The 25,183-nt window shown below is 41.1% G+C and carries 18 protein-coding genes; 13 read left to right on the forward strand and 5 right to left on the reverse strand.

Going from position 1 to position 25,183, the window contains the following annotated elements:
• Positions 1–134: 134 nt before the first annotated feature.
• Positions 135–998, reverse strand: coding sequence for an SDR family oxidoreductase (locus B3139_RS00270; RefSeq protein ID WP_293879086.1), 864 nt, complete (start codon positions 996–998; stop codon positions 135–137).
• Between the two features lie 653 nt (positions 999–1,651).
• On the opposite strand from B3139_RS00270, the gene B3139_RS00275 reads away from it, so the two are divergent.
• Together B3139_RS00275 and B3139_RS00280 are read left to right on the forward strand one after the other, a co-directional pair.
• Entirely contained in the window at positions 1,652–2,707 is a 1,056-nt protein-coding gene (locus B3139_RS00275) for a saccharopine dehydrogenase family protein (RefSeq protein ID WP_293879088.1), read from the forward strand.
• 260 nt (positions 2,708–2,967) lie between these two features.
• Positions 2,968–3,162, forward strand: coding sequence for a YdeI/OmpD-associated family protein (locus B3139_RS00280; protein ID WP_293879435.1), 195 nt, complete (start codon positions 2,968–2,970; stop codon positions 3,160–3,162).
• A 33-nt stretch (positions 3,163–3,195) separates the two neighbouring features.
• Here B3139_RS00280 and B3139_RS00285 read toward each other — a convergent pair whose 3' ends face one another.
• Together B3139_RS00285 and B3139_RS00290 are read right to left on the reverse strand one after the other, a co-directional pair.
• Entirely contained in the window at positions 3,196–3,756 is a 561-nt protein-coding gene (locus B3139_RS00285; protein ID WP_293879090.1) for a hypothetical protein, read from the reverse strand.
• A gap of 89 nt (positions 3,757–3,845) precedes the next feature.
• Positions 3,846–4,259 carry a hypothetical protein gene (locus tag B3139_RS00290; RefSeq protein ID WP_293879092.1) on the reverse strand — a complete coding sequence of 138 codons (414 nt, stop codon included), beginning with the start codon at positions 4,257–4,259 and terminating at the stop codon, positions 3,846–3,848.
• A 372-nt stretch (positions 4,260–4,631) separates the two neighbouring features.
• Here B3139_RS00290 and B3139_RS00295 point away from each other — a divergent pair, with 372 nt between their 5' ends.
• On the forward strand, positions 4,632–5,234 hold the full coding sequence (locus tag B3139_RS00295) for a DUF6624 domain-containing protein (RefSeq protein ID WP_293879093.1): 603 nt from the start codon (positions 4,632–4,634) through the stop codon (positions 5,232–5,234).
• Positions 5,235–5,285: 51 nt separating this feature from the next.
• Positions 5,286–6,041 carry an immunity 22 family protein gene (locus tag B3139_RS00300; protein ID WP_293879095.1) on the forward strand — a complete coding sequence of 252 codons (756 nt, stop codon included), beginning with the start codon at positions 5,286–5,288 and terminating at the stop codon, positions 6,039–6,041.
• Positions 6,042–6,120: 79 nt separating this feature from the next.
• On the opposite strand, the gene B3139_RS00305 is transcribed toward B3139_RS00300, so the two are convergent.
• Together B3139_RS00305 and B3139_RS00310 are read right to left on the reverse strand one after the other, a co-directional pair.
• Positions 6,121–6,732, reverse strand: coding sequence for an alpha-ketoglutarate-dependent dioxygenase AlkB family protein (locus B3139_RS00305; RefSeq protein ID WP_293879097.1), 612 nt, complete (start codon positions 6,730–6,732; stop codon positions 6,121–6,123).
• A 245-nt stretch (positions 6,733–6,977) separates the two neighbouring features.
• Positions 6,978–7,976: an SDR family oxidoreductase gene (locus tag B3139_RS00310; protein ID WP_293879099.1), complete on the reverse strand. Its 999-nt coding sequence runs from the start codon at positions 7,974–7,976 to the stop codon at positions 6,978–6,980.
• A 260-nt stretch (positions 7,977–8,236) separates the two neighbouring features.
• Here B3139_RS00310 and B3139_RS00315 point away from each other — a divergent pair, with 260 nt between their 5' ends.
• The 9 genes from B3139_RS00315 to B3139_RS00355 all read left to right on the forward strand — a co-directional run bounded on the left by B3139_RS00315 (position 8,237) and on the right by B3139_RS00355 (position 25,160).
• Positions 8,237–8,650: a hypothetical protein gene (locus tag B3139_RS00315; RefSeq protein WP_293879101.1), complete on the forward strand. Its 414-nt coding sequence runs from the start codon at positions 8,237–8,239 to the stop codon at positions 8,648–8,650.
• A gap of 362 nt (positions 8,651–9,012) precedes the next feature.
• A complete protein-coding gene (locus tag B3139_RS00320; protein WP_293879103.1) occupies positions 9,013–11,823 on the forward strand; it encodes a SusC/RagA family TonB-linked outer membrane protein in 2,811 nt (936 codons plus the stop codon).
• Between the two features lie 11 nt (positions 11,824–11,834).
• Positions 11,835–13,529: a RagB/SusD family nutrient uptake outer membrane protein gene (locus B3139_RS00325; protein WP_293879105.1), complete on the forward strand. Its 1,695-nt coding sequence runs from the start codon at positions 11,835–11,837 to the stop codon at positions 13,527–13,529.
• Between the two features lie 23 nt (positions 13,530–13,552).
• The gene (locus tag B3139_RS00330) at positions 13,553–16,654 is read left to right on the forward strand and encodes a SusC/RagA family TonB-linked outer membrane protein (RefSeq protein WP_293879107.1); all 3,102 of its coding nucleotides are present in this window, start codon (positions 13,553–13,555) and stop codon (positions 16,652–16,654) included.
• 9 nt (positions 16,655–16,663) lie between these two features.
• Positions 16,664–18,415, forward strand: a complete 1,752-nt coding sequence (locus B3139_RS00335; protein WP_293879109.1) for a RagB/SusD family nutrient uptake outer membrane protein — start codon at positions 16,664–16,666, stop codon at positions 18,413–18,415.
• 177 nt (positions 18,416–18,592) lie between these two features.
• Positions 18,593–19,621, forward strand: a complete 1,029-nt coding sequence (locus B3139_RS00340; RefSeq protein ID WP_293879111.1) for a LacI family DNA-binding transcriptional regulator — start codon at positions 18,593–18,595, stop codon at positions 19,619–19,621.
• Between the two features lie 147 nt (positions 19,622–19,768).
• On the forward strand, positions 19,769–22,057 hold the full coding sequence (locus tag B3139_RS00345) for an FAD-dependent oxidoreductase (protein ID WP_293879113.1): 2,289 nt from the start codon (positions 19,769–19,771) through the stop codon (positions 22,055–22,057).
• A gap of 20 nt (positions 22,058–22,077) precedes the next feature.
• The gene (locus B3139_RS00350) at positions 22,078–23,760 is read left to right on the forward strand and encodes a sodium:solute symporter family protein (protein ID WP_293879115.1); all 1,683 of its coding nucleotides are present in this window, start codon (positions 22,078–22,080) and stop codon (positions 23,758–23,760) included.
• Positions 23,757–25,160, forward strand: a complete 1,404-nt coding sequence (locus tag B3139_RS00355) for a sialate O-acetylesterase (RefSeq protein ID WP_293879117.1) — start codon at positions 23,757–23,759, stop codon at positions 25,158–25,160. Before B3139_RS00350 ends, B3139_RS00355 begins: the two co-directional genes overlap by 4 nt.
• Positions 25,161–25,183: the final 23 nt, after the last annotated feature.

A 25,183-nucleotide genomic window follows, 5' to 3' on the forward strand; every position in this document is an offset into this window, starting at 1 on the left:
GAGCGCAATGCTTACAAGATGTAAAAAAACATCGCCTTTAAACCTTCAGTTCCCATCTTTGAAGTAGATGAACACTTTTGATAGCTGAATACTCGTGCCGATAGACAACCTGACGAATATAATTTATTCCTTGGCTAACCATTAACGACTTCTCCTCCATTAGGGTGTAAAACTTGACCGCTCATAAAATGTGAATCTTCGCTCGCTAGAAATAGAAAGCTTGGTGCAATTTCATTTGGCATCGCTGCCCTTCTCATTGGCGAGTCGCTTCCAAATTCTGAGTTCTTTTTAGAGTCAAATGAGGATGCTATCAATGGAGTCCATACCGGACCTGGCGCAACAGCATTGACCCTAATTCCTTTATCAATAAGATTTGCTGACAAGCTTCGTGTAAAAGAAATTATTGCACCTTTTGTTGCAGAATAATCTATCAACTTTGGACTGCCTCGATACGCAGTCACAGAGGATGTGTTAATTATGCTTGCCCCCTTTTTAAGATAAGGTATGGCATATTTTGTGACCCAGAAATAGGAAAAGAAATTATTCTGAAAAGTCTTTTGCAACTGTTCAGTGGTAATGTTTTCAATTGATTCTGTTTCCCAATGAAGCCCCGCATTATTAACGATAATATCAACTTTCTTATGCATTTTTATCGTAAATTCAATTACTTTTTTACAGTGATTTTCTTTCCCCAAATCACCTTTAATTAGCGTACATTTTCTAGAGAAGGACTCAATCTCTTTCTTGGTTTCTTTTGCATCTTTTGTCTCATTAAGGTAGGCAATAACAATATCTGCTCCCTCCTTCGCAAATAACAAAGCTACAGCTTTGCCTATGCCGCTATCTCCCCCCGTAATTAACGCTACCTTATTTTTCAATTTTCCTTCTGCAGGATATGCTATCGGAGAAGTGTCAGGAACTGGAGTCATATTTCTTTCCAATCCGGGTCGCGTTTGCTTTTGTAACGGTCTAATCTTTTTACTTGCTGCTTTTTTCATACCATTTTTTTAATAATTACAAAGAATATCTGATTTCCAAAATTTGTAAGGGTCAGTGCAGATGTCAAGACCTTACAGTGTCAGTAACCTTAGGTAAAGAGTTTTTACCGACTCATCCAACAAATGAACAACCCCAAAGTCTGAAAGGTTTGGTAGGTATTTATCCTTCCATCCTGCTGCAGGAAAGGTTTCTTTTCTATATACAGGGCGGCATCCCTCCAGTGCAAACACATCGCACATTGGATGTGAGGATAAGACGCCTCCGATCGAAAGTGAAGAAATGTATATTTCCTCAGAGCTATTTTTCCTTCCACTAATCTTTTAAAAAAAATATTTTTTTGCCAAATGCATTTGTATAAGTCTTTCGGCCAATATTTTCTAGCTTATATTTTTAAATTTGCAAACATATGATATTGAATATCAAATAAAGACCTGCGTCAAAAAGTGACCTAGAGGTCCTGTTGGATCTTAGGATATATACAATGAATGCGCATTTAACTGCTCGCTCTTTACCAGTCTCAAACGAATGGCATTCACAAAAAAATAAACGAAATAAATTAGATCTAAAATCATACAAATTTTCATCAAAAAAATATAACCTATTTAATTATTTCATCTTGATCTTTGCTTTTCACATATTAGCATAATACCTGATGGACGAAAATATTTTGATAATTGGTGGTTACGGTACCGTTGGCGGAATGATAAGTATGCATTTGTCCAAATTATTTCCGAACAAAGTCATCGTTGCGGGAAGGAATTTTAGTAAGGCTGAAAGATTAGCCAAAGAATTAAAAGGTCGTGTTTCACCGCTAAAATTTGATGTTTTAAACGAAGAAAATAATACTGTTCCAGCGCATGTAAAGCTTGTCATAATGTGTGTAGACCAAAAGAATACGCTGTTCATAGAAAATTGTATAGCGAGAGGGATACATTACATGGATATCACCGCTGAAAATATTTTTTTTGAAAAAGTGCAAAATCTACATCAAAAGGCTCTTCTAAATAATGTGAAGGTTTTACTTAGTGTTGGACTAGCACCGGGTATCAGTAATTTGTTGGCACAAAATGCCATGAACAGCCTATCAAATTGTACAGCAGTTGATTTGTACATCTTATTAGGACTTGGCGAAAAGCATGGTGACGCTGCATACAAATGGACTTTTGAGAATATCCACAGCAACTATACATTATTAACTGGTTTAGTCAAAGCACGAATAAAAAGTTTTAGTAAACCCAAGAAAACAGATCTCTTAGGCAAACGTACATTTTATTCGTTCAATTTTTCGGATCAGCATATTTTATCCAAAACAACCAAAGTAAACCAAGTAATGACAAGACTTGCTTTTGATTCGCGATTCCTAACAAATATCATTGCTGGGCTAAGAATAGCTGGGATAACCAAAATTTTCAAAAATACCATTGTCCAAAATATCATGCTCACTGCTTTTAAAAACATATCGTTAGGTAGCAATATTTTTGCGGTGAAATCCATCGCGACAAACAATGATAGAAAAAACCATGAAAGTATTTTAATAGGTCACAACGAAAGCTCAATGACAGCTTATATGACGGTTATAAGTGTTAGTGAATTGTTAGATAATCCAATTAGAGGTGGTGTTTTTCATATACATGAATTAGTGTCTGACATACCACTTTTTTTAGATAAACTGAAAAAATATGATCCGTCAGTTACAATTAAACTTTAATGAATTTTAAGCTCTTCGATCCGACCGCCCCAAACGAGAATGTCCAGACTTTGACGTGGCGGCTATGGCGCCAACCTTGCACTCAACAGCTCTAATGCCTACAATATAGCAGTAGGTATTTCTCCTTTCAATCCACAAAGCGTAGCTGTACCAACTTGACGATTTCTGTTGGAAAGTATCACAGAATTAATGAAGGCCGGCGCTGATTTGGCAGTTGAAACAACGCTTTCGACTGGAAGCTATAAAAAGAAGAACTGATCATTCCGAACGACTTAGAAATCGCATTCGAAAAACACCATGGCTCGAAAGATTATTTTCTGAGCTTGAGCAAATCAACAAGAAAAATAATATTGGGCTGGATTATCCTTGTCGGAAAACCGGAAACCAGACAAAAGCGCATAGCGGAAGTTGTTAAAAGTGCTGCACTAAATCTCAAACCTAAACACTTACGATAGACATTCACATAATTCTTCTAAAATTTTAAAAGGCTACATTCCCGGAGGAGTGCGATAAGTCAAGATTTCGGTACCATTAGACTTTTTCACAATCTCCTTTGTATTTCTAAGTATTAGTGTATGACTCCCAAGTTTGCTATAGGATACAAAGTCTCCATCCGGAGTTTGCCTGCATATAACAAACATATGCCAGCCACCTTCTGCCGGAAGTGAAATAATCACTTTTTTTTCGGACTTCAGCTCATTTTCTATGGTTTGAAAAAGGCTGTCAATCGGAAAAGTTGCATTCCGGGGCAAAACAAAGTTTTGAGAAAAGGTAATACCGTATAATTCTCTATTGTTAAAATCACGAAAAGAACCATCGGCTTTGTTCTGCCATTCATTTTGTAAATTGTAAAAATCAAAATCAACCACTTTATGATATTTTAGTATCATTTCGACAGCAGATGGAATGCACGACATTTGAAAGAGTTGATTATGGTTATTTACGACCGTGTCAAAAAACTCAAAATCATCATCTTTTTGTGTTTGAGCCTTCGAATGAAAAACAATAGATGTGTTTATGCACACAGCTAAAATAGATAAGTTTCCCAACAGTTGCCGCCAAAAAAATCTAAATAAAATACCTATAAATTCATCGTTCTCTCAATCTTAGGGGTATAAATAGAACGATAGAACATCAATTATTTGTACCTTGAAAAGAAAGCGCTGTCGATAAAAGGTCCATTTTCATCATTCATCTTCTTTGTACGATACAAAAGAAACTTTCCGGAAGGCAGAATCTCTGCATAGGGGGATCTCAGATCTGTAGTACTTTGAAGCATAATCAATTTATTCCCTCTCGGCCATGCTTTATAGGCATCAATCATTGGTTCCCTACCCTGGTCGATGTCATACCAGTCGTTAATGGTAAAATACTCCTGTCCGCGTTCATGATGGATCGATAGATGCCTTTTATTTTTTTTGTCGAACCAATTGCCTTTGATACGTTGAATTCTTGTCTCATAATTGCTCTTGGTACGCTGAGCACTACAATTGCTGTGAGCGACAAAATACGCATAACAGAAAATTAAAACACATAACTTGATCTTTATCATAATCTTATTCATTTAATCACTATTAACCAATATATCCTGAAATACTGAAGCGATATCAGCCTTGCGTTCATAAAAATACAAAACAAAAAGGTCTGCTGAAAGTTCAATCCAAAGAGAATACTTAACTCGCGAGGGCTCCAAAGAATCCAATAATTGTGGTAAATCGGAATCTTAAAAAAAAGCGCGAGTAGCAGACATTAAACACGTATTGACAATACAACAATTACACATTAAATTTGGGGAAAGGATTATGAACCCGGTAATTTAAATCTAATTGTAGTAAAAAGTGTTTCCGAGTGAATGAGTTGTATATTACCACGGTGAGTATGCTTAGAATTTTTAATCACAACATTTCTTTACGAAAAAGCACTTATGATGCAATATAAAGACATTGCAAAAAAAATAATTGATCTGAAAAATGCAGACTTAGCATTAAGGGATAAGCTTATTAATGAGGGTAAACTAGGCGATGGATATAATGAAGAAATGAAGATCTTACACAATAAAAATGCTCAGATTTTAGACAAAATCATGAATACCATCGGTTATCCTACAGCAGAAAAAGTAGGAAAAGAAGCTAGCGACGCCACCTGGTTAATTATACAGCACTCAATTGAACAACCAGAATTCATGAAGAGAAGTGCCGAACTGTTGAAGACAGCTGTAAAAAATAATAAAGCCGATCCTATAAATTTAGCTTATCTAACAGACCGAATAGCTGTATTTCAAGATCAGCCACAACGTTACGGGACTCAGTTTGATTGGGACGAAAACGGAAATCTAAGTCCTCATACAGTAGATGATGCGATCAAAGTAAATAAACGACGAAAGTCAATCGGCCTAAACACGGTTGAAGAGCAAACTGAAGTGATAAGGATACAGGCACTGCGTGAAAAGCAGTCTCCACCTAAAGACTTAGAAAAGAGAAAACGAGAAATGGAAGAGTGGAAGAAAAGTGTGGGATGGACAAAATAAATAAAGGGATGCTATTAAAAACTTATTCAGATCTTAAAATTACACCACAAGATGAAAAAACTACATATATGGCTCGGAAAGTTTAAAACAGAGAAAGAATTTAAGAAATATCTGGATCAAAAAGATTACCTAGAAGCATGGTCTGCTTATGACAACGAACCTCCAACAGGTGACAAAGAGCACGATGCAGAACCTAATCCGCAGTTACGCTGTGATTTCTGCAAGGAAATTTATTTGGATACGTATGATGAAGATCTCATCATGATTAAATATTACGATAACCCTGTTAATGCCAAAATCGTTGCAGATGATATTTGCATAGACCAAAACGAACTAGAAGTACGATTAAGACAGCACGGTCTTATTGATTGGAATGCTATTATAACGCTAGAAGATAATAACCTAGATGTGAAAGATGCCTCTCGCTCTAAAAAGATACATTATATCGGGAACTTAACTCAGCTTTCCTATCAGACTGCATCAGACCAACAGGTACATTATTTATGGATTGGACATAATAAAATCAATAAAAAAAATATTATTCAACAAACGGGGCTGGATAAAAAAGATAGTATAAAACTGAATTATCACCATTCTTCAAAAAGCGGAAATCTTGACGAGATACTGATGCTAAAGATCGAGGATTATAATATTGCCGAAAAGATGATTCTCAAAGTTGATGAGCTGAAAATGATCACCACCAATTCCATACTTGAAATTGTAGTAAATGGCACAATCGACATAGACGGTAAAGAAGTTGCAGAAACGCTAGGTATGGCTTATATCGGAAAATTTGACAATGGGTAAATTAAAATAGATAACTAAGACAACTATAGAACTCGCTATATAAATATTTATACATCTGAAATTCGGCTAATTAAAAAACCTAATATACATCGCCGATTAAGCGAAAAGTCAAGTTGATACGGGCTTTCATTTTTTGCGTGGATTTTGCGACGCGATGTTCCCAAGTTTCCTGCAAATCGCCTTTCATCAGCAAAAGGGAACCATGATTTAACAACAAGGAATACTTTTTACTATGATCGTCAACCTTCCTAAAATCGAAAAAGCGTGCCTGTCCCAGACTTATCGATCCAATTATAGGCCTATCTCCCAGTTCGCTATCTCTATCACGGTGCCAGGCCACCGAATCACTGTTGTCGCGATATAAATTAAGCAATACAGAATTGAATCGATAATTGAATCGCTGTTCGATCTTTTCCTTCAACGCTTTCAAAGGTTCAAGCCATTGATTTACAGCGATCGTTTTTCCAGCGAGCTGGTAACTTGTATTTTTATCGCCATACCAAGCCGTTAACCTAGGGGTCAATAGCGTTCGATGGTACATTGTCTTCGATGTCTGCTGCCAACTGACCTCCTTGAGCAGTAGATCAAACAAATCGTCAGCTTCTTTTTGTGTAAGAAAATCCGCCTCAAAGTCTAAGAGCTCTTCCGGAAAATGATATCCTTCGTTTTCAAATAAGCTAAGCTGATCCATGTTCCAATTATTTAAAGGTATATCAATGGGTCCATTCTCTCCAACGGCCTTTCAGGGAAGAACAATTTATCCTGAATAAGGTGTGTCGATTATAATAGTGGCGGGCCAGGTGTATGTTTAATAAGTGTATATTTAAAAGGAGTTGCAATCAGCTTCTCACCGATTGCAACACATAGAAAACACTTAGATAGATATTTGATAAAACAGATGATCCCGTAGTAGCGCTGATCAGCTTGCGGATCAGCTTAAGGTTGCCCGCCCCCTCCAGCAGCTCCATAAATCTGTCCATTAGCGTAACTGGCATCTGATGCGGCAAGCTGAACATAGATCGATGCTAGTTCCGCAGGTTGTCCGGGTCTTCCCATGGGCGTGTCACCTCCAAAATTCACAAGCTTTTCTTGTGTCGCACCGCCACTTACTTGTAGCGGTGTCCAAATAGGTCCCGGAGCTACACCATTCACGCGAATACCCTTAGGTCCTAGCTGTTTCGCCAGAGATCGTATATAGTTTGTTGTAGCAGCTTTTGTCTGCGCGTAATCGTAAAGATCTTCCGATGGATCTGTCGCCTGTACTGAGGTTGTTCCTATAATAACTGAACCCGGCTTCAAATGCGGTAGAGCAGCTTTAATAAGCCAAAACGGGGCATAGATATTAGTCTTCATGGTCGCATCAAATTCTTCGGTCGTAATATCCAATATGGAAGGTTTTGTCTGCTGTCGCGCAGCGTTATTGACCAAAATATCTAAACCACCCAACTGCTGGGCCGCCTCCTCTATCAGACGCGTACAGAACTTTTCTTCCCGAAGGTCACCCGGAATTGCTACCGCCTTTCGCCCTGCAGCTTTGATCAATGCGACAACTTCTTTGGCATCAACCTCCTCATCCGGTAGATAATTAATAGCAACATCGGCTCCCTCGCGTGCATAGGCGATTGCGGCAGCTCGCCCGATTCCAGAATCGCCGCCGGTAATTAAGGCTTTTCGCCCATTCAACCTTCCACTTCCTTTATATGATTCTTCGCCATGGTCGGGTCTTGGATTCATTTTACTGCTCAATCCGGGCCAGGACTGGAGTTGCTTTTGAAAAGGCGGTTTAGGATATTTGTCGTTTGGATTCTGTAAATTAGCATTTCCACCTTGCTGAGCTTCAGCTGGCCGCCATCCTCCCACCAGTCCTAAAGCTAATACACTAGTTCCTATTGTTCCCAGAGCCTTACGTCTATCCATTTTTGTTGAATTTTCCATTTTCTCTATAAATTTTTAATGATCGACTCAGTGTCGTGTGAGCAAATTTTTTAAAAATTAACAGCGATCACAGTACTTTCGTTCGATCATAGCTGATGGATGCGTTAATTCACGCATAAATCGGTCACAAAAAGTAAAAACACGTTGGTCTATTGAAAAATGTAATCTACGTAGAGATGAAATTTCACGTATAAAGCAGCATTTATAGCGTAGTTAATCAATCAACAATTGTCGAATATCCGGTGTCCTACAAATAAAATATGTGTAACATGAACAGAAAAAAAATAACGCAAGATCAGCATCAAGGTATGCCTATCATTGCATTTGCGATCATCCCACAACAGGATCCTGATCAAGATCTTTTTAAAAATGAATCCGATGAAGATCCAGAAATCCCAGCAGAGGATGATCTCGGTATTCAAGAAGAAATTGATTTTGAGGATGAAAGTGAATTTGACGATGAAACCATTGCCGAAGAAGATGATCTAGATATCCAAGAAGAAATTGATTTTGAGGATGAAACCATCGCCGAAGAAGATGATCTGGATGTCCAAGAAGAAAGTGGTTTTGAGGATGAAAGTGAACTCGACGATGAAACTATCGCTGAAGATGAAGAGGCAAATGATGCAGAAGGTCTCCCCCTTCAACCGCCAACAGAGCCTTCAGATGTTTAGCAAGAAATCATTTAATAATCAACAATGTAAAATATTTAAGCAGACACGTATCCTCACTCCTCTTCCGACAGATTGATTTTCTCAAAACGTACTTGATATTCGCAAACACCAAAATGGATCATTCTAACCGTGAAACCGTTCCCAAAATTTGGGAACGGTTTCATTAAAAAAAAACCAGTCTAGCAAACCTTTCCGAATGCAACTATAATATCTTTGAGTATTGACTAACCGAATATAGTAGACCTACAAGCCTTATTTTATAATACACTAAGCATAAGATAACGGTAAATATTTTTCTATGTAGGCTGAAAAGTTCGTGATGCTCAAAAATGTTAAGAGACCAATTTTAAACCAATTAAGGTATGTTAGAATTACAAAGTTTGCTTAAATCTAAGACAGCTTATGCTATGCTCTTTTGTCTCCCCTTGTGGAGCTATGCACAGCAGGATGTCTCTTTAGAGAAAACTCTAGAGCAAGATTCTATCAGTAACATCAATCAATTAATCTATTTCAATACACCTAAGCAGTACTCCACAGCTTCGGTGTCCAAATTACCTGGCTATGCAATTGCCTCAACTCCAGTATTTGGTTACCTTACTGCAGCGGCGGGACAATTGGCCGGTCTAAAGGTTAGCCAAAACAATGGACAGCCATTAAATGAAGACATGAGCTATCAACTCAGGGGTCGCCCGCCGATCATCCTAATCGATGGTATTCCGCGTTCTGTCACCGAAATTGGCATGCAGGAGATCGAATCAATTTCGGTGTTGAAAGATGCTGTCTCCTTAGCAATGCTGGGCATCCGTGGCGCTGATGGTGCAATAGCAATCGTTACAAAAAAAGGGTACACCGATAGGACACAGATTAATTTCTCGGCTCAATATGGTATCCAAAAACCATTGCAGAATTTAATCGGAAAGCCATTGGATGCCTACCAGTATGCCCTATTGTACAATGAAGCATTAAAAAATGATGGGCTTTCGGTCACAAACAATGGTTTTAGTGAAACTGCCCTAACGAGCTTTAAAGATGGTAATAATCCATTGACCTATCCAAATGTGAATTGGGCTGAACAGGTCATTAAAAACAACGCTACTGTTGCTCGATACAATCTGAATACCCGCGGAGGAAACAAATATGTCAAGTATTTCGTCAATCTCGAACATCTCAGTCAAAACGGCCTACTGAAAACCAATGCCAACAACAATTATAGTACGAATACCAACGCGAAGGGATATTTTGTCCGTTCGAATGTGGATGTCAAGCTTTCCGATTTACTGGAGGCCGGAGTGTATATCCAAGGCCGTATATTGAATGCCAACAGCCCCGGTAATGATGGGACAGACAATATCTTTCAGTCAATTTTAAACACCCCTAATAGTGCATACCCGATATATAACTTGGATGGGACCTTTGGCGGCTCTTCCATATTTCAAAATAATATATTAGCGCAGACTAACGCTTCAGGATATGCGGTAGCTAATACGCGAACTATATTAACGGACTTCTACTTAAAACGCTCTTTGGATGATGTACTGAAAGGCTTGTGGTTAAAAGCCAGAGCTTCATTTTTTTCCAACCTCCGTGAAAATTACGTACGAAACAAATCATTCGCCGTATTTCAGTTAATGAACGACGATCTCGAAGCACCAATATATAAACAGTATGGTAATAATACGGAACAAAATAACAGCAATAACATAGCATTTCAAAATAGATCAAATTTTCAGGAGCTTTCAATAGGTTACTCCAATGAAACCGAAAAGCATGGGATCGACCTTATACTGTTAGCTAATCGGGACAATCTGGTCAATGGTTCAGACCTACCCTATACTGTACAGGGCATATCGGGGCATGCTGCTTACCACTATGACAATCGCTACCTAGCAGAGCTGTCTTTTGCTGTTAATGGTGCTAATCGTTACCCAAACGACGGAGGGTTCAAATACGGTACATTCCCCGCTATCGGCTTAGGTTGGAATATACACCGAGAAGAACTACTTAAAGACGTAAAATGGATAAACAAAATAAAGCTATTCGTATCATATGGTTTATTAGGTCGTGACAATGCGAGTTATTACACCTATATACAAAGTTATAATGGTACGCCAGAAACTTTTTTCGGATCAACAGCGGGCTCAGCAGGAACAATAGGCGAGTCTTATTTGGCCAACGCAAACCCGACCTGGGCCAAAGTGAATATGCTAAATCTCGGTATCGATGGTGCGCTCTTTAACGACCAATTCACTTTTCAACTCACTTACTACAAAAATAAATACCGCGATCTCAATATTACACGCAAAAGCAACAATTCGCTGTTGGGCATCAGTTATCCCAATGAAAATATCGGCAAACAGGATTACACCGGATACGAAACCGAAGTGGGATGGCGCAACCATACCTCTAAATTCTCCTATTATGCCTTACTGAACGCAAGCATCCAAAAATCGAAAATGGTCTACGAAGCCGAACCTGCGTTGGCCTATTCTTACATGTCTTCTTCAGGGCATCCTGTTGGACAGACCATAGGATATATCGCCGAAGGATTATACAGGAGTGCTGATGAATTACAATCATCACCAACAGTGGAGGGCTACACACCACAATTAGGAGATATTCGTTACCGAGACCGCAATGGTGACGGTCTGATCAATCAATATGATCAGGGTCCAATAGGTTCAGAAAAACCACAAATCTTGCTCGGAACCAATTTAGGCTTTAGCTTCGCCAACATCGATTTTTCCATCTTCTTTCAGGGTATGATAAATCGTGAAGTCTATCTTTCTGGCAATAGTTACCGGGAATTTAACAGCGGTACGGGTCAGGCTTACAGCACACAGCTCGATCGTTTTACCATAGACAACCCGAATGCCGGCTATCCAAGATTAAGCACCAGTTCAGGCCCACAAAGTGGTGCAATTAACAACAATGTATATTCAACCTTTTGGTTACGTAGTGGCAACTATCTACGCATTCGCACTGTCGAATTAGGCTATACATTACCCACAATCTTAACGCGACGAGTTAAGATCAAGTCGGCGCGGGTTTTTGCTAATGGTTTTAACCTATATACATTTAGCTCAAAAACATTCAACGGTGCCGATCCAGAAAATTTCCATGGTCTGTACCCTATACAAAAAATCATCAGTTTCGGTCTAAACATCCAACTATAATACAGGGAGATATGAAAAAAACAGTAATTTGTGTACTAGCCTGTGCCATGCTCGGGATAGCTTCTTGCAACAAATTTGAACACCAACCAGAAGAAAGGATTCTGCTCGGTGATGTGTTTGATCCCACTGATAAAGAGGGTGCACAGGCAAAAGCCTATCTATTCGGAATCTACTCCTTTCTTCCTAACGGATTCAACCGCATAACAGGCGATATGCTTGATGCCGCAACGGATGATGCTGTACCATCTTCCGAAACATCGGATATTCGGCTATTTACAAACGGTCAGTTAACCGCTGTAAATTATCCGGACAATAACTGGCAGAATAGCTATACGATTATTCGCCGAGCAAATGTATTCTTACAAAATATATCGGTAGTACCCATTCCCGAAAACATGATCCGACGCTATAAAGCCGAAGCGCGGTTTCTTAGGGCATTCGCATATTTTGAGTTGTTAAAGCGCTACGGTGGTATCCCAATAGTGGGCGATAACATATTCGAACTGTCCGATGACCTGAATATCCCTCGGAGCTCCTATGCTGAATGTGTAGATTTGATTGCCAGTGAGTGTGAGGCGATCAAAGGTGATCTGCCCGCAGCTTCTTCGGCCCTGCTCACTACAACGGAATATGGACGTGTGACAAATGAAGCTGCTTTAGCGCTAAAACTGAGGTTATATCTCTACGCAGCTAGCCCTCTTTTTAACGGCGGCGGCGTTAGTGTTAACCCACAAATCAAACTACTTAATGGTTATCCAGACAAAGACAACGGACGTTGGACGCGTGTGCTTTCGACCGCTGAAGAATTGATAGCCAAGGGCTACCATAAATTACCAGCTGGCACAGGTTCAATCGCTTATGCAAATATCTTTACAACCAAAGTAAATACGGATATTATCTTTGCCAAGCAATCGGCCAATTCAACTTCCTTAGAGGCAAATAATGCACCAGTGGGCTATGTTGCTCCTGCGGCCAGCAATGGTCGAACAAGCCCTACACAAAACTTTGTCAATGCCTTTCCTATGGATACCGGGTTACCCTATGTTGGTTTAAGTACTAATCTCAGCCAATACGAAAATCGCGATCCCCGATTAAAAGCGATCCTTTTTTACAATGGAGTCCGGTGGTTGAGCAGGCCGATTGAAACATTCGAAGGTGGCTTGGATAAACCCAATAAGCCTTTCTTAAGTCAAACCAAGACCGCTTACTACTTACGTAAATTCTTGGGTGATTTCACAAACGCTACGACCTATGCAAATCAAAGCCATAATTTCCCCTATTTCCGTTATGCTGAAGTCTTACTAAGCTACGCCGAAGCCCTTAACGAAGTCGGTCGTACCGAAGATGCAGTCAAACAGATCACCTTGATACGGGCACGCGCTGGTATTAAACCTGGTAACAATAGTCGCTATGGTATTTCGGAAGGGATCGCACAAACTGCAATGCGCGATCTTATAAAAAATGAAAGACGTATCGAACTGGCCTTCGAAGAACATCGCTTCTGGGATATCAGACGTTGGAAGGATGCTGGAGACATCAAAAATTCGCTCAAAGGTCTTGTACTCCATAAATCAGGGGCGTCTGTGACGGCAATCGAACAAATGCTTACCCCCTTTCATTTTGAAACCAAGTATTACCATATGCCTATACCTTATAGCGAAACGTCTAAAAATCGTGCATTGATTCAGAATGAAGGCTATTATTAATCAAAAAAGACAGATACTCTAAAATGAAAAACTTAATATATTATCTCATTGGCCTAACCACGATTACCTGCTCAACTGCTCTCAGCCAGGAAAGACAGTTGACAGGCACCGTTCGCGGAAGCAGTGGTCCCCTCAAAGATGTGACAATTACAGATAAAAATGCAACAAATCGCCAAACACGCACGGATGAAAACGGCCGCTTTAAATTAAATATCAGCAGTGAGACGATTGTAGTCAACCACCTTGGTTATTTACGCCAGGAGGTAGACGTGCAGGAAAAAAACACAATTAACATTCAATTAGTGCCGCGTGAGCAGGAAATCGATGAAGTCGTCGTGGTGGGGTATGGTAAAACTACAAAAAAAACGCTTACAGGCGCTGTAAGCTCCATTAGTGGTGATGAAATTCGGCAAAGCCCATCACCTAGCTTACAAAATACGTTGGCGGGCCGTTTAACAGGATTTACCAGTCAGCAGCGCTCAGGACAACCAGGAAACGATGGTGCCACGTTCTATGTTCGTGGAACAAGTTCTTATACCGGTAACAACCAACCGCTTATTATTGTTGATGACATCGAGTTCACTTATGCACAATTCCAAACCCTAAATGCAAATGAAGTCGAATCCATCAGTATCCTCAAAGATGCTGCAACAACCTCCATTTACGGTATCAAAGGTGCTAACGGAGTTGTCTTAGTAACAACAACACGAGGAAAGTCGGGCAAGCCTCAAATCAACTTTCAGACTGAATATGCACTGAGTCAATTAACCCGGACACCCAAATTTTTAGACGCCTACGAATCAGCCAAACTCCTGGTCGAGTCCCAGGTCAACACAAATAACTTGAATCCGAACGCAAATTTTAAACCGCAATTCTCAGATGAAGATCTAAAATTGTTCAAAGACGGAACTTCTCCCTATACACACCCCAATAACGACTGGACGGAAATCCTATTACGCAAATTTGCACCGCAATCGACAAATACACTGAATGTAACAGGTGGTACAGACCGCGCAAGATATTACGTATCTGTAGGGTATTTGAACCAAGGTGGACAACTAAAGGATTTCAGCGAAGACCTGAACAGTAAATTCTATTATAAACGATATAACTATCGCTCAAACATAGATTTAAAAGTGAATAATGACCTCGATGTGCGTTTTGATTTCTTCGGTAGCCTAGGTGAAACCAATCGCAACAATGCCAGTGCTAACGACAATATTTTTAGCGATCTCAGCCGTACGGCCGAGACCGCGCCTTATAACTATCCCCTATTCAATTCAGATGGTAGTCTAGGCTATAGCGTGTGGCAGAGAAATTCTGCCGGCAGAAATAACAACAATCTCATTGGTCGTTTGATGTACAACGGTTACTATCGTACCCACAATAATAATATGAATCTGGCAGCCTCCGCAAATCAGAAATTGAACTTCATTACACAGGGGCTGTCTTTCAAAGGAACAATAGCCTACCGCAACGACTACGCTTACAACCGTTCTTTACAACGTCCTACCGCCGGCGGTGGTTTCCCATCGTATATCTATGATCCGACAACAGATTCCTATTCGTTCGGGCGTCAGGATAATGTCTATCGTATCGCAACGCCAACCTTAAACTATGGCGCCGGAAGTACCAATTACGCAATCACCTTGCAGGCCATGCTGAATTACAGCCGTAGTTTTGCACACGCACACCATCTATCCGCACTGGTATTATACAACCAAAATAGTAAAAGCGCAACAGGTGCCAAAGATTATAATTTTATTCCGGAGAATTTCCGCGGCTATACAGCACGTATAGGATACGACTTCCAGAATAGATACCTATTTGAGATAAGCGGCGCTTACAATGGATCCGATCGATTTGCGCAAGAACGTCGATTTGGCTTCTTTCCTGCAGCCTCTATCGGATGGAACATCGCGGAAGAAAAATTTGTTAAACAAAAACTTCCCTTTATTGATATTTTCAAGCTGCGTGGCTCCTATGGTCTAACCGGCGTAGACAATACCGGTGGAGTATATGCCTATCTTCAAAACTACAGTATCGGCAGCGGTTCAGGATTATTTGGCGAAGCTAACAACAACAGCTATGTCACCGCGGCAGAGGGTGCCCTAGGAAATAACCAGGTAACCTGGGAGAAAGAAAAGAAAATGGATATCGGTCTTGATTTAGCTTTTTTAAATCGCAAGGTAACAGCAACCATTGACTATTTTGACAACAATCGCTTTGATATCCTCACCAGCAGAGGCGCTGTTTCAGCGGTATTCGGCCAAACGCTGCCTAACGTCAACTTAGGGAAAACCAATAATAAAGGTTGGGAAGTCGAATTAGGCTATACAGGCCAAATTCAGGACAATTGGCGATACACTGTAAAAGGCACCTATTCGTTGGCGAAAAACAAGGTGTTGTTTAGAGACGAACCAGTACCCTTATACCCTTATCAAAAACAAACCGGCCAAGCAATTGGAGCCAAGCTGAAATATAGTTGGACAGGCGAGTTTTACACAACCGAAGAAATTGCGGATCCTACTGTAGCCAAACCCGCAGGCGGCCGCCCAGGGGATTTAAAATACAAAGATTTGAATGGGGACGGGATTATAAACGCGAGTGACCAATCTTTTTTTGGCTATACAAACCTGCCTAATACAACCTATGGAATTACATTGGGTGCCGGTTACAAAAATTTTAATGTTACCGTGCTCTTTCAGGGAGCTGCCAATTTCGTCGCTAGCGCCGAAGGTGCTGTTATCCATCACAACGCCAGCAAAGCACTCCCGATACACCTGCAACATTGGACACCAGAATTAGGAAACGCGGCCAAATATCCGCAAGTATATACAAGTGGGCTGAGCCAAAGCCCAAGGGATTGGTATTCGGACTTCTGGGCTATACCAGGCGATTATATCCGACTTAAAACCGCTGAGATTAGTTATACACTAACTGCAAATGTACTTCAAAAACTTAAAATAAAACAATTACGCATCTATAGCAGCGGCTACAATCTATTCACATGGACAAAGCTAGACAAACTATACAATTTAGACCCCGAAGTGCTGGAATCATCTGCAGACCTACCATACCCCCCTACGCGTATTTTCAACTTCGGTTTAAATGTAACTTTTTAAAGCACAATCATGAAGATATTTATATTTCTAATTGCATTGACAAGCATCATATACTCTTGTCAAAACTCCAAATTCTTGGATGATAAAACTGTAGGCATTTCTGCTGAAGATGTCTTTACCGACAGCGTTCGGACACTCGGTTTTCTAAATCGAATTTATCAGGACATGGGCTATAGCTTTGATTCCTATCGTTTCTCGGCCGCTGGTGGCTCCGGCAACATGGAATTGGCTACGGATAATGCCGAGGGTAATAATAATGTCTCGGTCTGGGGAAATGCTTATGCGCAAGGTGTAATAGCCCCCAGCAATGTACTCACGGGCTTTGCTGCGAACAAAGATCTGTGGAATACCCCCTATACCAATATTCGTCGCGTAAATTTACTGTTGACAAAGCTTCCGAATGCGCCATTTACGCCCGCTACCCGAACAAGGATGGTTGCAGAAGCACGCTTCCTACGCGCCTTCTATTATTACAATATGGTTGCCGCCTTTGGCGGTATACCCCTTGTAGGTGATCGCGTATTCGAAATCAATGATCTTATTGACCTTCCACGTAACACGTTTGAAGAATCCATCAATTATATTGTACAAGAATTGGATGCCGCAGCAGCGACTCTCGCGTCCGTGGTCTACAGAGATATCGACTTTGGCCGGATTACCAATGGAGCCTGCCTGGCTTTAAAATCACGCGTACTGCTCTACGCAGCAAGCCCACTCTTCAACGGTGGACTAAGTAGCGAGGCAACGGCCGAACTTAGTGCCCTAGTAGGATACCCAAACTATGACAAAAACCGCTGGCAAAATGCCGCAACTGCTGCTGAAGCGGTAATTAGTAGTCACAAATATGCGCTCAATGTAGATAACGAGACTCGCCCCGGCAACGGTTTTTATCAAGTATTCCTCAAACGAATAAACAGTGAATATATCCTCGCCTACAATCGCACAACACAGAAAGAGCTGGAGGCCTATTACTTACCCCCCACCCGTTCAGGCAGCTCAGTGATGAAACCAACGCACAATCTAGTCGCTGCATTTCCCATGAGAGATGGTAAACCAACGAACGAAAGTACGCTCTACGATCCCAACAACCCTTATGCAAATCGGGATCCGCGATTCGACTATTCCATTATTTATAATGGATTATCCTATGTATCCAACACCGGTCCAAAGACTACAATCTATACGTATATGAGCAACGGCTCGAATCCTGCCAACCCCACAAATGATGCCTATACACCCAACAATTACTCCACGGGCTATTACAGCAGAAAAATGCTGGACGAAAATCTAGCCACCAATACGGCAGGTTCTACCGAACGCGGATGGCCCCTGATTCGCTATGCAGAAATTTTACTCAATTATGCTGAAGCGATCAACGAAGCTGGATTCCCGGAAAGAGCTTATGACAAGCTGAAAGAATTACGTGAAAGAGCAGGAATTTTTCCGGGTTCTGACCGCATGTATGGTTTGAAGGTAGGGATGAATGTCGAGCAGATGCGCATAGTCATTCAAAATGAAAGACGAATCGAACTGGCTTTTGAAGATCATCGCTTTAATGATATCCGGCGCTGGATGATCGCAGAAAATGTGCTCAAGGGCTTTAACAAAACAATAATTATCACACGCAATGGTAATACCTTTACCTACTTAGTGGGTTCAGCTTTACGACCGTTAAACTTTAGGAAAGCAATGTACCTCCTACCAATTCCATTGAGTGAAATTCAAAAAATGCCATTGATGAGACAAAATCCCGGTTATTAACAACTAGTTAGCCAATCTACAGCAGCAAAGGTGCAAATGTCATTACATGCACCTTTACTTCAATAAATCCCCGAAAGATGGATAGGGTCCCAACGCTAAAAATTAAAATTGTTCACTTTATCATAAACATATCTTATTTTTAAAGCTCATTATAAATCGAGACCAACGCTTATTGCTATGAAAAGTGATCAGATAACCATTGTTGATATTGCCAACGAACTAAATATTTCAAAATCCACCGTATCCCGCGCCCTTACCGGCCATGCCAATGTAAAGGCAGAAACGCGCCAAAAAATCTTGGAACTGGCTCAGAAATTAGATTATCAGCGCAATATGCAATCACTAAGCCTCATCACGAACAAGACCAACACGATCGGTATTGTCTTACCTGAATTCTCTACCTCTTTTTTTCCACAAGTTGTCGTTGGTGCGCAAGAAGAGGCTAGCAAACATGGCTATTCGGTACTGATATCGCAATGTAATGAAAGCTATGCGACCGAAGTTGCCAATGCTAAGGTCATGTTGGCCAATCGTGTAGATGGAGTAATGGTTTCATTGACAAAGGAAACACTGAATTATGATCACTGGAAAGTATTTATTCGCAAAAAAATTCCGATTGTGTTCTTCAATAGGGTTTGCAATGAAATTATGGTCCCCAAGGTCGTGGTCAATGATTACGATGCCGCATTCCATGCGGTGGAGCACCTCATCAGCCTGGGAAGGCGCAGAATAGCACATTTAGCAGGCCCCAGACAACTCAGTATTAGTCAAAAAAGGCTCAATGGATATTGTGATGCTTTGACCAAACATGGTATTCCGATCGATCAGGATTTAATTATTGACTCAGACCTCAGCTTAAATAAAATCAAGATGTTTGTTAAATTTCTTGTGGAACTAGAAAATCCCATAGATGGTATTTTCGCTGTGAATGATCCCACCGCAATAGAAGCTATGCAGATAATCAAAAAAATGAATAAACGTATTCCTGAAGATATTGCTGTGGTCGGATTCAGTGACAACTATGGTTCAAGCTTCGCCGAACCTAGCCTCACTACAGTTGCACAGCCTGTACGGGAAATAGGCAAGACAGCGATGGAACTCCTATTGGGATTGATCGGAAAAGATATTGAAGAATGGAAGCCAATCATCCGTACAATGGAAGCTAAGCTCATGGTACGTGATTCTACTGTACGATCCGGAGAGTGATTCCCAAAAACAGCAACGAACACGGGAGCGTTCCCAAATATAGGGAGCGTTCCCATGGAAATTTTACAGCAAAGTGTACCAGCTCCTACTCTCAGAATGGATAAATTTGGTCTTAACGAATGATAGCACTTAATTCCAGTTATATCCATGATTACTAGTAATACGCAAGAAAAAAGAAAGCTAAAACATATCCAATACGATAGCGATCTCGTCGTGACAGGTGGAGGGATGTCGGGTATCTGCACCGCCATTACTGCCGCGCGTCAAGGTTTAAACGTAATCTTGATACAAGATAGACCCGTCCTAGGCGGCAATGCCTCCAGCGAAGTTCGCCTTTGGATGTTAGGGGCCACCTCACATATGGGTAACAATAATCGCTGGTCCAGAGAAGGTGGCGTAATCGACGAAATTCTGGTTGAAAACACCTATCGAAATCCACAAGGAAACCCAATCATCTTAGATATGATCCTGATGGATAAAGTAAATCAGGAAAAAAACATTCGTCTCTTCCTAAATACAGCTGTATACCATGTCGAAAAATCTGCTGCAGACCAAATAGAGAGTGTAAGCGCTTTCTGTAGCCAGAATTCGACCCTGTACACCTTCCATTCGCCGTTATTTTGCGATGCTTCTGGAGATGGTATAGTCGGTTTTCTCGCAGGAGCTGCATTCCGTATGGGCGCTGAAAGTAGAGAGGAATTTGGTGAAGGTATGGCGCCGAGTAAGGAATATGGCGAGTTACTGGGCCATTCTTTATATTTCTATACCAAGGATACGGGGATGCCTGTTTCATTTATCCCTCCTACCTTCGCTCTTAAAGAGATCAGTCAAATCCCGCGATTTAAACAGTTTAAAGCGAACGAACATGGCTGTAAACTATGGTGGGTGGAGTATGGAGGACGTTTGGATACTGTACATGATACTGAAACCATCAAATGGGAACTATGGAAAATCATCTATGGAGTATGGAATTATATCAAAAACTCCGGAAATTTTCCCGAATCCGAAACACTTACCTTGGAATGGGTAGGAATGATACCTGGAAAACGTGAGAGTAGGCGCTTTGAAGGAGACTATATGATGATACAACAGGATCTCGTTGAACAGCGTCAGCATCCAGATGCGGTTGCATATGGCGGCTGGTCAATCGACTTGCATCCCGCCGACGGCGTCTATAGTGAACTGCCAGGCTGTAACCAATGGCATAGCAAGGGAATATTCGATATCCCCTATAGAAGCCTATATAGCAAAAATATTCGTAATCTATTTCTGACCGGACGTATAATCAGCGTAAGTCATGTGGCGTTTGGCGCTACGCGAGTTATGGCAACCTGTGCTTATGTCGGTCAAGCTGTAGGTATGGCAGCAGCGCTGTGCAAGGAACTCCAGCTGTCACCCCAGCAACTGACCTTAGACAATAATATGCATCAACTGCAACAACGTTTAATGGCAGAAGGTCAGCATATTCCGTCTTTGGCCTTACGCGAAAAGCATGATCTTGCACTCCAGGCGCAAATCAGTACTTCCAGTGAATTACCGTTTACTGGTTTTGGTGACGTCAGTCTATGGAAGCCGCTGACTATACCATCAGCGCAGCTGCTCCCCATGAAAAAAGGGAAACTTCCAGTTTTCCAACTAGCCCTGCAAGTACTTCAAGATACCGTCTTGGAGACATCGATACGGATATCGGAGAAAGCTGGAAATTTCACTCCAGACATTACGCTTGCGACACGCACGATTCCACTTACCAAGGGAACCACTTCAATCGACATTGATTTTGATACACCATTAGCTTCTGATGGATATGTCTTTCTGACTTTCCAATCTAACCCTTACATACAATTGGGCTATACAGATCAACGTGTAACAGGCGTAATGTCCGTATTTAACTCTTTTAACAAAGCAGTATCCAACAATGGAAAGCAAATACCAATTACTGGTGTTGGTGTAGACGAATTTGAATTCTGGTGCCCACAGCGCAGACCCGATGGACAAAACATAGCTGTAACTTTCAAACAGCAAATAGATACTTTTGCAAGTAATCAACTGAAAAATGGCGTGAATAGACCGGTAACGACTACAAATGCTTGGGTTGCACACCCTGAAGATAAGACACCTACCGTTGTGCTCGATTGGGATAATCCGCAGGAAATCGCTCGCATAGATCTGTGGTTTGACACGGACTTTGACCATGCCATGGAATCGGTATTAATGAGTCACCCAGAAAACATAATGCCTTTCTGTGTGCGCGCATATAACATCAAAGATTCCTCAGGTAAGATTATATATTCAACAGCTGATAACTTTAGGACATTAAACCGGATTACATTCCCCGAACCGATACGCACTGAACGCCTTAGTATACAAATGCTACACCCGTCAGATCATGTGCCGGCATCGCTATTTGATATTCGTTGCTTCGAAAAAAATAAATGATCTTTTAAAAGAACTATAGAATGATACAGTTAGACTATATCGTGATGGGCATTTTTAGCCTATTGATTTTTGCTATTGGACTCACTTTTACACGGGTAGGAAGTAAGACTGGACAAGCTTTTTTTGAAGCAGGTGGTGAAACACCCTGGTGGATCAATGGACTGTCTCTTTTCATAAGTTATTTTTCCGCAGGCACATTTGTAGTCTGGGGATCGATTGCTTACACACACGGACTAATCGCAAATGCCATCCAATTGACGATGGCTATTAGCGGTCTGCTTGTCACCCTTTTTATCGCTTCAAGATGGAAAAAAACAGGTGTGGCAACTGCCGCAGAATATATAGGAAAACGCTTTGGTCAGAAGGAAAAGCAGTTTTATACCTATATGACTTTGCTTTTAAGCTTATTCACTACCGCCGCAGTTCTTTATCCCGTAGGAAAAATGGTTCACGTAGCGGCTGATTTGCCGGTAAATCTGTGTATTGTGATCATTGGACTCATTATCATCTTGTATACCGCTGCGGGTGGGTTATGGGCCGTTTTGGTGACGGATGTGGTACAATTCGTTATATTATCAGCTGCAGTAGTCATCGTGATTCCAATTGCATTCAGTGAAATTGGTGGCTTTCAAACCTTGGTCCGCGAGGCGCCCAAAGATTTTTTCAAACCTTTTAATGAAGAATATACCGTTGGTTTTATGCTGGCTTTTATTGTATACCAGACATTCTATCTTGGCGGGAATTGGTCCTATGTACAACGCTATACCAGTGTAGGGTCGGCAAAAGAATCAAAAAAAGTATCGGGTATTTTTAGCATCCTATACTTTATCTGTCCACTGATTTGGATGCTTCCGCCGATGATCTATCGCATTATTAATCCTAATCTGGGCGGACTCGAGGTGGAAGATGCCTATATGATGCTTATCCAAAAGGTCATGCCTGCAGGACTTATCGGCTTGGTTTTGGCAGGGATGGTATCGGCCACGTCAAGTAAAGCGAACACCACAATAAATATGGCCGCGACAGTATTTGCCCAAGATATATATAAGAACCTAATCAAGCCCGAAGCTTCTGAAAAATCGGTTATTACCGTAGCAAGATTATTTACGTTGATCTTTGGCATAGGTACCATCCTAATTGCCATGTGGATACCATCTGCGGGAGGGATCGTCAATGTAGTACTGAGCACTGCATCCATCGCCGGCGGGGCCCTCTTCGCGCCCATTATATGGAGCTTATTCTCAAAAAGACAAACCGGATTTTCGGTCATATGTGCCACGATCATTTCCTTGTTTGTCAATCTATTTTTAAAAACAATTGCACCAGGCGTATTAGGATTGAAGCTAAATTTAACGATGGAAACTACATTCGGCATGGGAATTCCAATCCTTATATTAACTACTTTTGAGTTGTACTATCTTTCAACAGGTCAAGTGGCGCAACATGTCCTAGTCCCTATGACGGTCAAAACGAACAATTGCATTACCCAAAACTTCGATATAAGAAATGCTGACACCGAGCAGCAGAATCGATTTGGAATTAGGGTTATTGCCGCTTCTATGGCAGTAGTCGGGATCGGAATTATGATTCTTGGTGCATTAACTTCGCAGTTCTCGTACATGGTCATGACTGTAGGATTGGCTGTGTTGATCATTGCTGGATTTATAGCAAATCTTACACGGAATAAAAAGTTCAATACATGAAATATATCATCGCCCTTATATGCAGCTTATTCATTTGTCAACTAAGCTTTGCAGCGTTAACCATACCACATTTTTTTGCTGATAATATGGTATTGCAGCAATCAAGTCAAGTCAAGATCTGGGGGAAGAGCACCTCAAAAAAGAAAATACAGGTGACAACTTCCTGGGATGGCAAGAGTTATAAAACAGCTAAAGATCAAGATGGAAATTGGTCGCTATGGATAGAAACTCCAAAAGCAGGTGGGCCTTATAACATACAAATACAACAAGAAGAGAAAATTACATTGCACGATGTTTTGATCGGCGAGGTTTGGATATGCTCCGGTCAGTCCAATATGGACATGCCCATGAAGGGCTACTATGGCCAACCTATTCTACATGCGGCAGAATTGCTGTTAGCGTCACCCAATGACCAGATTCGTCTCTTTCGAGTAGAAAGAGCGCATGCCGAAACTGCAGCGTTTGATTTAAACGGAAATTGGTCTGTAGCAGATGCGGCGTCGGTAGCTAATTTTAGTGCGGTGGGCTACCAATTTGCAAAGTATCTACAGCAGCACCTTAATGTGCCCATAGGCATTATTCAAACCACTTGGGGTGGCTCACCAATTGAAGCATGGATGCGGCCATCGCTTGTAGAAAGATCTCTAAGACAACAAAAATTACCCAATAGAGCGATTGGAAAACAAGTCCACCAACAGCCGGGCAATCTTTATCATGCGATGATCTGTCCACTAATCGGATTTCGAATTGCAGGTGTAATTTGGTACCAAGGCGAACAAAACCGATATAATTATTATGATTATAACATTTTACAGACCAATATGATCCGTGATTGGAGAAAGAGTTGGGATATAGGAGAATGGCCTTTTTACTATGTAGAGATCGCTCCAATGCAATATGCCGGTGGACAGGGAGTTTTATTACCACGCCTTCGCGAAATACAACTCAAAACGCAAGACAGCTTGTCCAATGCGGGAATGGCTTCTACCATAGATGGAGGTGAAATGCATAATATCCATCCAGCCAATAAAACCATTGTTGCACAACGATTGGCAAGCTGGGCATTGGGTAGCCATTATCAAAAAAATGGAATCGTTTATCAAACGCCAACGTTGGATAAAATCGTCATCCTCCATGATACAGTACTTGTTTCATTTAAGCATTGTCCCTTAGGTATCACAAGCTATGGAAAATCATTAACCCAATTTGAACTCGCTGGCGCCGATCAAATCTTTCATCCGGCAATAGCCATACTGCAAAATAACCGTATTGCCGTAACTTCAACTGCCGTGAAAGCACCCGTCGCCGTGCGCTACGCTTTTCATGACTGGTGTTTCGGAGAACTTTATCGTACGGAAGGTATTCCTGTAGCGTCTTTTCGCTCGGATGATTGGCCGTAGACAACGCTACGACCAATTTTTCC

The organism is Sphingobacterium sp. UBA1498, assembly GCF_002325125.1.
GTDB lineage: Bacteria > Bacteroidota > Bacteroidia > Sphingobacteriales > Sphingobacteriaceae > Sphingobacterium.